Raw genomic sequence first — 12,340 nt, 5'->3', positions numbered from 1 at the left:
ACGCAATGATATCATACGCCCATGCGCACGCTGGTCGATATCCCCGAAGAAGACATCGCCTGGTTGGATCGTCGCGCGGCCGAACAGGGCAAGTCGCGGACCGCGATTGTTCGCGAGGCTGTCGCCAATTACCGCGCCGAAATCGGCAGCGACTGGATCGCGCGCGGTGCGGGTTATTGGAAGGACCGGACGGATATCGGCGATTCAATCGACTATCAGCGGGCAATGCGCGAAGACCGATCGCCCGACTAATCAGCATGGAGCCGCCGTTCTTCGATACCAATATCCTCATTGACTGGTTGCGGGCCCGACCTGAAGCGATCGCCGAATTGTCGCTTTATGCACGGCAACGGATCAGCCGGATCGTCTGGACGGAAATCCTTGCCGGCGAGCCGATCGAGACGCGCGATCATATCCGCCATTTGATCGCGCCGTACGAAATCGTCGAGCTTGATGGTCGCATTGCTGCGGCGGCAGCGGAAATCCGCTACCGGATGCGCATGAAGCTGCTCGATTCGATGATTCTTGCCACGTCGCAGGTCAACGGCGCGGTGCTGATTACGCGCAACACGAAGGATTTCCCGGCCGACATGCCAGGAATCCGGGTTCCCTACACGATCTAGCGAAAGATCAAATATGTGCGGTATCGTTGGAATTCTCGGCCAAGGCCCCGTTGCCGATCGCTTGCTCGATGGGCTCAAGCGGCTCGAATATCGCGGGTATGATTCAGCGGGTATCTGCACGGTGCATGACGGTGTGTTCGATCGCCGCCGGGCCAAAGGCAAGCTGATCAATCTCGCCGCCCGGCTGGCCGAGGACCCGCTGCCCGGCGCGGCCGGCATCGCGCATACCCGCTGGGCCACCCACGGCGCGCCGACCGAGGACAATGCCCACCCGCACATCGTTGATGATGTGGTGCTGGTCCACAATGGCATCATCGAGAATTTCAAGCCGCTGCGCGAGGAATTGATCGCCGATGGCCGCCAGTTTCTGAGCCAGACCGATACCGAAGTCGTCGCGCATCTGATCGCGCGCGAGATCGAACGCGGGGTGCCGCCGCGCGGTGCCGTCGCCAATGTCCTGCCGCGCCTGCACGGTGCCTTTGCGCTGGGGGTGATGTTCAAATCCGAACCCGATCTGCTGATCGGCGCGCGGCTCGGCGCGCCGCTGACGGTGGGCTATGGGGCAGGCGAGAATTATCTCGGCTCGGACGCGCTCGCACTCGCCCCGCTGACCCAGCGGATTGCCTATCTTGAAGAGGGCGACTGGGTCGTCATCACGCGCGCAAAGGTTGAGGTTTTCGATCGCGACAACCAGCCCGTCACTCGCCCGATCGTCAATTCGGGCGCTTCGGGCCAGTTGATCGACAAGGGCAACTACCGCCACTTCATGCTCAAGGAAATCTACGAGCAGCCCGTCGTCGTCGCGCAGACGCTCCGTAGCTATCTGCGGCCCGTGGAGGAACAGGTTGCCCTGCCCGATATGGAGTTCGATCTCGCCAAGATCCAGCGTGTCGCGATCGTCGCGTGCGGCACGGCCAGCTATGTCGGCATGATCGGCAAATATTGGATCGAACAGTTTGCGCGCGTGCCCGTGGAGGCCGATGTCGCCAGCGAATTCCGCTACCGCGATCCGGTGCTTACCCCCGATATGCTCGGCATCGTCATCTCCCAAAGCGGCGAGACCGCCGATACGCTCGCCGCGCTCCGCCACATGAAATCGGCCGGGCTGACGACCGCGGGGATCATCAACGTGCCGACCAGCTCCATGGCGCGCGAGGTCGATCTGTTGCTGCCCACTCATGCCGGGCCGGAAATCGGCGTCGCGTCGACCAAGGCCTTTACGTGCCAGCTTGCGGTGATGGCAGCGCTCGCGATCAATCTGGCGCGCGCCAAGGGGCTGCTGACCGAAGACCTGGAGCATGAAATCGTCCGGCACTTGCGCGAGGTGCCCGCCGCGATGAACCACGCGCTTGGCCATGACGAGGAAATCGAGGCGATGGCGCCCAAGATCGCCGCCGCGCGCGATGTGCTGTATCTGGGGCGCGGACCGGAATATCCGATGGCATTGGAAGGCGCGCTGAAGCTGAAGGAAATCAGCTATATCCATGCCGAGGGCTATGCCTCAGGCGAAATGAAACATGGCCCGATCGCGCTGATTGACGATAATGTGCCGTTGATCGTGCTCGCGCCCTCTGGCCCGCTATTCGACAAGACCGTGAGCAATATGCAGGAGGCGCAGGCGCGCGGCGCACAGGTGGTGCTGATCTCCGACGCGGACGGGATAGCCCAGGCGGGCGAAAACACGATCGCGACGATCGAAATGCCCAAGGTCCACCCGCTGATCGCGCCGCTGGTCTATGCGGTGCCGGTGCAGTTGCTTGCTTATCATGTCGCTGTTTTCAAGGGCACCGATGTCGATCAGCCGCGCAATCTGGCGAAGAGCGTCACCGTCGAATGATCCCCATCCGCTAACGCTTCTTTAACCATGGGCCGGGCATGGTCAGGGCATCCAAAAGCGGGGGTGCCCGGTGCGCATATTAGTTATAGACGACGAACCGGCGATGCATGAGTCATATCGCCAAAGTTTTGCGCCCAAGCAGAGCGGCGACGGCGCCGCGCTGACGGCGATGGCCGCCGAATTGTTCGGCGACGATGATGAGGGCGACTCTACGCCGAGCGCCGATGACAGCGCCATGGCGTTTGAGCTGACCCATGCCATGCAGGGCCTGGACGGGGTCGCCGCGCTGGAAACCGCGCTCGCCGAGGGCAAACCCTATGCGGTCGCCTTTATCGACGTGCGCATGCCGCCGGGGATTGACGGCAAGGAAACCGCCACGCGGATCCGCAAGCTTGATCCCAATATCAATATCGTCATCGTCACGGGCTATTCGGATTTCTCGCCGATCGAGATTTCCAAGGCCGCTGGGCCAACCGACAAGATTTTCTACATCGCCAAGCCCTTCGAAGTCGCAGAGGTGGTGCAGACCGCCACCGCACTCGCCGGGCGATGGCAGCTTGATATCGAGCTTGCCGCCGCACGCCAGCAGCTCGCCGATCAGGTTGTGATGCTGGAACAAAAGGGCGCGGAACTCGCGGCCAATGAAAGCCATGCCGTCCATATCGCCAATCATGATTCGCTGACTGAGGCCCCCAACCGCCTCGCTTTCCTCCGCGCGCTCACTGAACGCTCGCGCGGCAAGGAGCGTTTTGCGACGGCAATGCTCGATCTCGATCGCTTCAAGCTGGTCAACGATACGCTTGGCCATCTTGCCGGCGATGAAATGATCCGCTCCGTCTATCAGCTGCTCGCGGCATCGGTGCCCGAAGGCGGTCTGGTCGCGCGACTGGGCGGCGACGAATTCGGCATCTTGTTTGATACGCCGGGCGAAGAAGCTGCGGTGATGGCGTGCGAGCTGATGCTGCGCGCCTGTTCGGTTACGCTGAAAGTATTTGGCCATTCGATCCAGGCGAGCGCGTCGATGGGCGTGGTGGTTACTGAGGCCGAACCCGTGCGCGATCCGGTTGACGTGATGCGTCGCGCTGATCTTGCCCTTAACGAATCCAAGCGCGCTGGTCGCGGTGTGGTGCGGCCCTTTGACGAATCGATGGATGAGAGCATCCGCTTCCGACGCCAGATCGAAAGTGGGTTAAGCAAGGCGATTGCCGGGGGTGAGCTCAAACTCGTCTACCAGCCGATCGTCTCGCGCGAAGGGTTGGAAGTCATTGGGTTTGAAGCGCTGCTGCGCTGGAACAGCCCCGAATATGGGCCGATTTCGCCCGGCATGTTCATCCCGATCGCCGAAGAAAGCAATTTGATCCATGAGCTTGGCGACTGGGTCATTGATCAGTCGCTTCAAGAGGTGAAAAACTGGCCCGACCAATATGTCTCGGTCAATTTCTCACCGCGCCAATTCCGTCGGCAGAATTTTGTCGCGCGCGTCATGGAACGCGTCCAGCACGCTGGGGTGTCGCCCGCACGCTTCCAGATCGAAATCACCGAAACGGCGATTTTCGACGATGCCGATCGCGCCGCCGATACGCTCTACAAGCTGCGCCAAATGGGCTTCCGCATCGCGCTCGACGATTTCGGCACGGGCTATTCCAGCCTGTATAACATCCGCAAATTCGCGCTTGATTGCCTGAAGATCGATCGCAGCTTCATCGATGGCATGGGCCGCGAGCGCGAAAGCGCTGCAATCGTCCATTCGATCATCCATCTCGGCCGCGCATTGGGGCTTGGCGTCATCGCCGAGGGTGTCGAGACCGACGCCCAGGTGCAGGCGCTCCGCCTGGCTGGCGCATCGCATCTGCAAGGCTATTTCTTCTCCCGGCCAATCGATGCGATCGACGCCCGCCGCATGGCCGAAGATCGCTTCATCGAGGGCAAGGATGATCCCGGCGATGGCCCCGCACTCTATCAGGCAGGGAACGGGACACACGGCTGATGACCGTCGCAATGTTCGGGTGGACGATCCGCGCGCCAGGCTCGCTTGGCGCGAAACTCCTGCTGATTTTGACGACGGTCGGCCTGCTCGGATCGCTGGCGATCACGCTGTTGCTTGCCAGCGTCATCACGCCCAGCTTCAACCAGCTTGAGGGTGCATCGGTCGGCGCGCATGTCGAACGGACCCGCGCCGCGCTCGCTGAATATATCTCAAAGGTGGAAACCGCCGTTCGCGATTATGGCGACTGGAATTCCAGCTATGATTATATGGGCCAGCCGACCACCAAGTTCGAACAGGAATCCTTTTCCACGCTTGCCATGTCGAATCTCGACGTCAACGGCATGGCCTATATCGGCAATGACGGCCGGATCGTCATCGCGCGCTGGCTCGATCTTGGCGCGCAGACTGATCAGCCCGCGATGCGGCGTAAATTGATCGAACGCATTGGCCAGATTGATTTCAACAAGGCACTGGGCGGTCGCAGTTCGGCAGCCTTCTATACCCGGCTTGGGCCGATCGTCGCCGCCGTCGGCGTTGCCAAGGTCAGGCGCAGCGATGGCACGGGTGCGCCGCGTGGCTATGTGATGATGGTCAGGCAATTCACGTCAGCGCAATTGTCGACCTTGCTGCAGCTGAAGGCGCGGCTTGATCTGTCCAACATGTCAAACGCGGAAACGATTAGCCCCGGCGACAAGAATATGACGATCGCCGTGCCGATCATTGGCGCAGACCGGCGCGCGGTCGCCAATGTCAGCTTCAATGTACCCCGCGATGTTTCCATCCTTGGGCAGCGCATGCTGTTGCTCGCGATCGCCGGATCGACCGTGTTGTTGCTGGTGCTGCTGATGGTGCTGCGCCGGATGATCGCCCGGCTGGTGCTGGCGCCGCTGCACCGGGTTGAGCGGCACATGCAAGTCGTCACCGCATCGGGCGCGCTGGGCCCGCTTGATGAGGATGGGCGGCGGGATGAGATCGGATCGCTTGGCCGCAGCTTCAATCTCATGCTGCAACAGCTAAAGGATCTGCGCGAGCAGCTTGAAGTGCAGAGCTTTGCGCTTGGCCGCAGCGAAAGCGCTGTCGCGGTGATGCACAATGTCCGCAACGCGCTGAACCCGATCAGCACGATCCTGTCGCGGGGCATCGCCGATGAACCCGTTACCGACCGCGCGATCATCGACCGTGCAGTGGGCGAATTGGCGCGCGAGGATATCCCGGCCGCGCGCCGCCAGAAACTCGCTGCCTTTGTCGCCGCCGCCGTCGATGCCGAGGCCAGCGACCGCGCCGAACGCCGCCGCCAGCTCCAGGCCGGGCGCGAGGCCATGCATCACGTGCTTGAAATCATCGGCACCCAGCAAGCACAGGCACATGAACGCCCGCCGCTCGCGCCGTGCGATGTCACTGAAATCATCACCCAGAATGCCGCGATTGCGCGCTATTCCAGCGATGTCTCGATCGCGTTCAGCTTCCCCGCCCAGCCCTGGCCCGTCATGGCCAACCGGCTGATCCTGAGCCAGGTGATCGGCAATTTGTTTGGCAATGCCGCCGAATCAATCGTTGCCCGTGGCGCTGGCAGCGGCAGCATCCGCGTCGCCGTCAGCGAAGTCGATGAAAAGCTGCGCATCGAAATCCATGATGATGGTGAAGGCTTTTCGCCAGAGATTGGCGCGACGCTGTTCCAACGCGGCTTTTCCACCCGCGCCCACAAATCAGGCGGACTGGGTCTGCACTGGTGCGCCAATTCGATGAACGCCATGGAAGGCGGGCTGGCGCTTGAAAGCCAGGGCAAGGGGCATGGCGCGGTCGCGATTCTGACGCTGAAGGCAGCGCCTGCGGTGGCGGCAAGAAGCGCGCTCGCCGCCTGATCGCGGCCAAGGCGGACCTACCCGTTTCGGCGTGCGGTGACGGCGTCTGATTTTGCCCCATAGCCGTGCGGTCCCTGTGGTTAAACGCGCGCTGGCGCCGTTCAATCCAAATTCATTTACGAATATGGCACAATTTGACGATCGTGACCGAGCACGACGTTGAAAGACTAAACACGCAAATTGATTGCCTAGGATAGCAACAGATCCTTGCTGTCCTATTATCAATCAGTTCGCAGAGTTATCTTCAATTTTAGGTGAACTAAAATTCCTTAAAATTGGAGTTTTTAGTATAACTGTCGATCGCCTTTAAACTGCGTGTTCGATCACGACTCACAAAGTCTTGAAGGGACTAGATCATGCCTACGCTAAACTTTGACGATATCACCTTGGCCGAAGGCGGCGAACAGCCACTTGCCAATGGCTTTGGCGGCTTCAACTGGCTGCAGGCCGGGATCTACAATCCCGATGGCGCGATTGCAGGCTATGTCGCGACGTCGGGGCAGAATCTCCTGTTCATCGCAGAGGCCGGTAATAGCGAAATCGCCGGTTATGAAAACGCTGCCCGCGGCACTCCCCTCACCATGATCCGCGCCGATGCGTTCACCCTGGAATCGCTCAATCTGTCTTCGGCGTTTCGGCCGGGGCTGACCGTCACCGTCCGTGCGTATGCCGATGAAGCGGGTGCCCATGTCATCGGCCAGAAAACCGTCACGGTCGGGCCTGCCGAACAACAGAATGTCTCCTTCCTTGGCGCGCTCGATTTCGGCACGTTTCTTGGCGCACAGCGCGTTGAATTCAACGCCAATGATGGCAATGACGCGACCTTCGATTATTTCGGCATCGACAATCTGACGTTCAGCGACACCGCCAATGTCGTTCTGAACTTCGACGACATCACGCTCACCCCGGGCGGCGAAGCGCCGCTGGGCAGCTATCAGGGCTTCGTCTTTTCGGAAACCGGCGTTTACCAGCCCGATGGTGCAATCCCTGGCTATACAACGAGCTCTGGACCGAACCTGGCCTTTATCGCCGAAGCCAATAACAACGAAGTTGCAGGCTATGAGGGCAATCCGGCCGGATCGCCGGTTGTCATCACCAATGCCAGCCAGTTCAGCTTTTTGGGCGGCAATTTTTCAGCGACGTTCCGCGCTGGGCTCGACATCACGATCCGCGGTTATGCCGATGAAGCGGGTACGCAATTGGTCAGCGAACGCACGATTACGGCCAATTTCGGCAGTGCCGATCAGTTCGACTTCCTCAATGGCGAGTTTTCCGGGCTTCATCGGCTGGAATTCAACGCCAATGACGGCAATGCTGGCACCAGCGATTATTTCGGGTTCGATGATTTGAGCTTCTTTGTCGCCCCGTCGGCGGGAGCTGGCCTTAGCGGCGCTGCCGCTTTTGGCTTCGGTCCCGAATCCGTCGGCGCCGATCCATTCCTGACGGATCTGGCGACAGTGGGCCAGTTGGTCGAAATCGCCTGAGCGATGCGGGCGGCGGCCGTACCCCTCCGGTCGCCGCTCGTCCCGTTCAGCCCTGTTTTACCCTCACCACCGGCGGTGCCACCGGCGGCACATCATCGCGCCGCCGCAGATAGGGCGCGACCAGATTACGCGCGCGGAACCATTCCTGCCGTTCGGGCGTCAGCGTTTCGAAATTGCCGATGACCCGACGGCAATCGTCGCTGCGGCACTGGCAGATCATGTGCCAGTTGCTCTGGGTGAGCGTGGTCGAATAATCCCAGCTGATCTCATCGCCCGGCGCGATCGGCTGAATGGCGACAAGATAGACGCCATCGTCGGTAAAGCGCAGCCCGGCATTGGGCGAGCAGCTATGGTTGATCAGATCATCGATCCGCCCCGATGGCCCCATATAATGATCAGGCGTGACCTGGACGAAGCGATCACTGACGCCGCGCATCAGGCTGGGCACCTGGTCTGCGCGGAACCGCCGACCAGTGAATTTCACAATCTGTTCGCCTTCAGCAAAATTGGTGGCGGCAAACACCGCCTTGCCCAAATGCGTCTCCCCCACCGAAAACAAATTGGCGGCGGGGCGATATTTATCGAGCACATAAAAGCGCCCGTTGCGGAAACCGAGCGAGCGGATCGGGTTGATCGTGGCCAGGCCGATCATGAACCACACGCTGGCATGGCAGAGCAATTCGACCAAGATATAAGCATAGCTGCCGACTTCGACATTGCCGGAGCGGGTCGCCACAATCAGCGTGGCCAGATCACCCACCGTCCACAGCCCCCAAGCCGGTGATCGCTCGCGTGCCCGGTCTTGCTGCACGCTTTCCCAGGTCGGCCAGAAGCTGATCGGCACGGCCGCCACCACCAGCATATGCGCCCAGAAGGCCGAACTGAACATCGCCCACAGCAGCAGCGAGGCGAGGCAAGCGGCCATGCAAATCGTTTCGCTGCGGGTCGGCGCGCTCCATGCCGAACGCTGCCAAATGCCGATCGTGACGATGATACAGGCCGCCGCCGATACCAGAAAGACGATGCTCTGCGCCGCGCCGGGATTAACGGCGGCATAGGTGCTGGCCTCCACCAGAATCGCCGCGCTCCAAATCAGCCAGGACGCGCGATTGGGCTGGACAAGTTCGCGCTTCAGCCCCGTCAGGTACAGGGCATAGCCTGCGAAATTGGCCAGGACGGCAAGCAGAAACCAGAGCGCGATCGTCATATCCGTTACCGTTATGGTTAACCGATCAATATCGAATCCCCAGACTCGCGTCTATAAAAACCTAGGAGTCAGCACGAGTCGCGCCAAATGAGTCGATTCAAGCCCGGTTCTGCCCCGGCGCGGGGTGGCGGCGAATCCAGCAACCAAGGCTCCCCCCGGCGGCATTCGCCGGCGCCGGTGCGCCAATTCAGCTCTATTGTGCAGCACGCAGAAGCGCCGCCAGAATATTGACCTTCCCCGCGTCCTCGTGCAGGGGAGCGGAGCCCTAAGGCGGCCCTTTAGCCGACACAGGGACATTGCCTGAAAAATAATTGTTTTTCAAGGTATTGCGGGTGTAGCTCAATGGCAGAGCAGAAGCTTCCCAAGCTTACGACGAGGGTTCGATTCCCTTCACCCGCTCCAACTACCTGTCCGCCACTAGTCGCCGGCGCCTAGACAGACCCCAGAAATCCTTGTTATTCAGTGGCTGTTGGACCGCTGATGTTCACCCGCGTTCGCACCCAACCACCATCCGGTGGGGGTATGATTAGGGGGTACATACAAAACGGTCGAATCGATACCCCCACGCTTGGGGGTATATTGGGGGTATGAACCCCCGGAGAGGATAGGAAAACCGTGGCTTTGACCGATGTAGCAATTCGAAACGCCAAGCCCGGCGCGAAGGCGATCAAACTGGCGGACGGCGGCGGTATGTTCCTTCTTGTGACGCCAGCCGGTGGAAAACTGTGGCGGCTAAAGTTTCGCATCGATGGCCGCGAGAAACTATTGGCCATTGGAGGTTACCCGGAGATTGGTTTGGGCGAAGCCCGCAGGCGACGGGAGGAAGCGCGAGAACTGATTGCGTTAGGCAAAGACCCGGCGCGCGAAAAGCAGCGCGAAAAGGTCCGCTCCCGCATACAAGCGGCGGACACGTTCAAGGCGATCTGCGATGAGTATTGCGAAAAGCGCAGGCGTGACGGCACCAAGGGCTGGGCACCCGCCACCGCTATTCGGAGCGAATATCTGCTTTCACTGGTCTGCGGTTCAATTGGCAAGCTGCCCATTGGCGAGATTGAACCGGCTGACGTGCTGACAGCCATTCGCCGGATCGAAGGCAAGGGAAAGCTGGAAAGCGCCCGGCGCAGTCTGCAATTAGCGGGCGCGGTGTTCCGCTATGCCGTCGCGACGGCAAGGCTAGCGTCCGATCCCACCCGCGATCTGCGAGGCGCACTGACTGCGCCAACTGTTACCCATTACGGCGCGATCACTGAAGCAAAGAAGGTTGGCGAGCTTTTACGCGCAATCGATGACTACGATGGTAGCGGCATCACGCGCTTGGCACTCCAGATTGCCCCCCATGTCTTTGTCCGCCCAGGTGAACTGCGCCAAGCCGAATGGAGCGAAATTGATCTGGGCGGCGCACTGTGGATCATCCCGGCTGGCAAGATGAAGATGCGAAAGGTACATCACGTGCCGCTGTCCCGCCAAGCTGTGGCGCTCTTCCGAGAGGCGCATTCTGCAACTGGGCCGTCCGGCTATGTCTTTCCGTCCGTCCGCACCCGCATCCGGCCGATGAGCGAAAACACCGTCAACGCTGGCTTGCGACGGCTGGGGTATAGCACGGACGAAATGACTGCGCACGGCTTTCGAGCTATGGCTTCAACCCTTCTAAATGAGAGTGGCAAGTGGAACCCAGATGCCATCGAACGCGCCCTCGCCCATGGCGATACCGACAAGGTGCGGGCAGCATATCATCGCGGCGCACACTGGGATGAGCGCGTCGAAATGGCGCAGTGGTGGAGCGACTACCTCGACACGCTCCGCAAGGGCGCTGATATTGTTCGATTGCCCGCCCGGCGCGGCGAGTAATCTACCCCAAGTCAGCTTGTCGCAACCGAGCCATGGTGCATATTGTCGCACATGGCCGAACATTGGATCGAAGCTGCACAAGCGCTGGAAATCATCCGAGATCAAATTAGCCTTTGTACGCGGCTGAATGCCGGACTCATCACTGCCCGCGCCCGGACGCTCACCACGGATGGAGAAACTGAACTCGGGGCAAATGTGCCACAGTCGTTTTGGTGGTCCAAAGGTCACGCAGCGCTGCAACAAAACTGGGCTAACGGCGATTTCTCGACGTGGATTGATCGCAAGCAGCAGGTCTTCGCGTTCGGCGTCACATTTCCTTTGTCTGCGATCCTTGAAATGGTCGCCTTCGAAAAACGGGCTTTGATAGCTCGAAAACTGTCGGTTGCAGGATCAACGGACTGGATTTCGTCGAAGGAAGCGCGGCGGCTAGTCTATAATCGCTTTGGATACCTACCCGGGAACGCGGAAACCGCGATTGTGGAACAGGCCGGATTGGGTTTCATTGTTGCACGAGCGGTTCAAGCGCAGGGCGCAACCCACTTGGAACGAGAGGGCAAGTGGAAATGGGAAGCGCGGGAATGGAACGTTCCTGCCTGGTTCTGGACAGATTTCGGCACCGCTGATCGAAGCGGCCCCGATTGGGAACTTGGGCGCTTCGCCGGGCGAGGTGTGGCAACAGACGGGACTCGCCGCATTGCGCTGTCAGGCGTTCATTTTCATCGCGCCAGCCTTAACGTGCTTGATCCAAACCCTGCGCCTGTCGAAACCCCAGAATCTAACCGGGGCCGTAAACCCAAATATGACTGGCCAGCCGCAATAAACTCGTTCTGGGGTCGCATTTATAGGGATGGACTGCAGTTCAACAATCAGGCGGACGTAGAGAAACTGCTGATCGAAATCCTTCGTGTGGGCGATAAAGAGCCGGGCGAAAGTACCGTTCGGCCCTATGCCAGCCAAATTTGGGAAGAATACAGCAAACCGTGAGGCTGATAATTCCCGTCAACCCAATTTCCGGCCCATTTCCGGCCTTATCGTCCGACACGCCAGACCGATTCATTAATGCTTGTCCATACACGCTGGCACCCGCTGGCGACATTCGGAGCGAGCGACATGGAACGACTGGCCTATTCGATCAATGAGACTGCCAAGGCGCTGAGCCTTGGCCGAACATCGGTTTATTTACTGATCACCGAAGGGCGGTTGGAAACCTTCAAATTCGGTAGTCGCCGACTGGTCAAAGCCGAATCAGTGCGGCGACTGGTGGACGGGCAGGTATAACCGCCATGCCTGCGCGCAAAGGCAATCCCCAACGGGTCAAGCAGCACCGCATCTATAGTGCAGCGGAATTGGCGATCTGTTGCGGCGTTCACAAGAACACCATCCGGTACTGGCAGTGACCTGCTCCCCAGATTGTCCGCGATTATAAGTTAGCCCTGTTCATGTTTTGGGCCTGTTTGGCCCGGATTGCATATTCCGATGGTGTGAGCCCGTC

10 protein-coding genes and 1 tRNA gene are annotated in these 12,340 nt (G+C 60.0%); 10 read left to right on the top strand and 1 reads right to left on the bottom strand.

What is annotated here, in order from left to right; all coding sequences use genetic code 11:
• Window positions 1–21 precede the first annotated feature (21 nt).
• The 6 genes from B7Y43_RS18330 to B7Y43_RS18305 all read left to right on the top strand — a co-directional run bounded on the left by B7Y43_RS18330 (window position 22) and on the right by B7Y43_RS18305 (window position 7,793).
• Complete coding sequence (locus tag B7Y43_RS18330; protein WP_374133122.1) at window positions 22–252, top strand: ribbon-helix-helix domain-containing protein; 231 nt, start codon at window positions 22–24, stop codon at window positions 250–252.
• A gap of 5 nt (window positions 253–257) precedes the next feature.
• On the top strand, window positions 258–623 hold the full coding sequence (locus B7Y43_RS18325; RefSeq protein ID WP_374133121.1) for a type II toxin-antitoxin system VapC family toxin: 366 nt from the start codon (window positions 258–260) through the stop codon (window positions 621–623).
• A gap of 13 nt (window positions 624–636) precedes the next feature.
• Complete coding sequence (gene glmS / locus B7Y43_RS18320; RefSeq protein ID WP_374133120.1) at window positions 637–2,460, top strand: SIS domain-containing protein; 1,824 nt, start codon at window positions 637–639, stop codon at window positions 2,458–2,460.
• 103 nt (window positions 2,461–2,563) lie between these two features.
• A complete protein-coding gene (locus B7Y43_RS18315; protein ID WP_374133119.1) occupies window positions 2,564–4,447 on the top strand; it encodes an EAL domain-containing protein in 1,884 nt (627 codons plus the stop codon).
• Entirely contained in the window at window positions 4,447–6,309 is a 1,863-nt protein-coding gene (locus B7Y43_RS18310; protein WP_374133118.1) for a CHASE4 domain-containing protein, read from the top strand. Before B7Y43_RS18315 ends, B7Y43_RS18310 begins: the two co-directional genes overlap by 1 nt.
• Window positions 6,310–6,665: 356 nt before the next feature.
• Window positions 6,666–7,793: a hypothetical protein gene (locus B7Y43_RS18305; RefSeq protein ID WP_374133117.1), complete on the top strand. Its 1,128-nt coding sequence runs from the start codon at window positions 6,666–6,668 to the stop codon at window positions 7,791–7,793.
• A gap of 46 nt (window positions 7,794–7,839) precedes the next feature.
• Here B7Y43_RS18305 and B7Y43_RS18300 read toward each other — a convergent pair whose 3' ends face one another.
• Window positions 7,840–9,000, bottom strand: coding sequence for an SET domain-containing protein (locus B7Y43_RS18300; protein ID WP_374133116.1), 1,161 nt, complete (start codon window positions 8,998–9,000; stop codon window positions 7,840–7,842).
• Between the two features lie 328 nt (window positions 9,001–9,328).
• On the opposite strand from B7Y43_RS18300, the gene B7Y43_RS18295 reads away from it, so the two are divergent.
• The 4 genes from B7Y43_RS18295 (at window position 9,329) to B7Y43_RS18280 (ending at window position 12,126) form a co-directional block, all read left to right on the top strand.
• Window positions 9,329–9,402 (top strand) — tRNA-Gly (locus B7Y43_RS18295).
• A gap of 213 nt (window positions 9,403–9,615) precedes the next feature.
• A complete protein-coding gene (locus B7Y43_RS18290) occupies window positions 9,616–10,848 on the top strand; it encodes a tyrosine-type recombinase/integrase (RefSeq protein WP_374133115.1) in 1,233 nt (410 codons plus the stop codon).
• Window positions 10,849–10,899: 51 nt separating this feature from the next.
• Window positions 10,900–11,832 (top strand): hypothetical protein, encoded by a 933-nt coding sequence (locus B7Y43_RS18285; protein WP_374133114.1) that lies wholly within the window; start codon window positions 10,900–10,902, stop codon window positions 11,830–11,832.
• Between the two features lie 126 nt (window positions 11,833–11,958).
• Window positions 11,959–12,126, top strand: a complete 168-nt coding sequence (locus tag B7Y43_RS18280) for a helix-turn-helix domain-containing protein (protein WP_374133113.1) — start codon at window positions 11,959–11,961, stop codon at window positions 12,124–12,126.
• The last annotated feature ends 214 nt before the right edge of the window (window positions 12,127–12,340 follow it).

The organism is Sphingomonas sp. 28-62-20 (assembly GCF_002281505.1).
The sequence above is the reverse complement of the archived record's forward strand: the minus strand, read 5'-3'. Positions and strand labels throughout refer to the sequence as shown.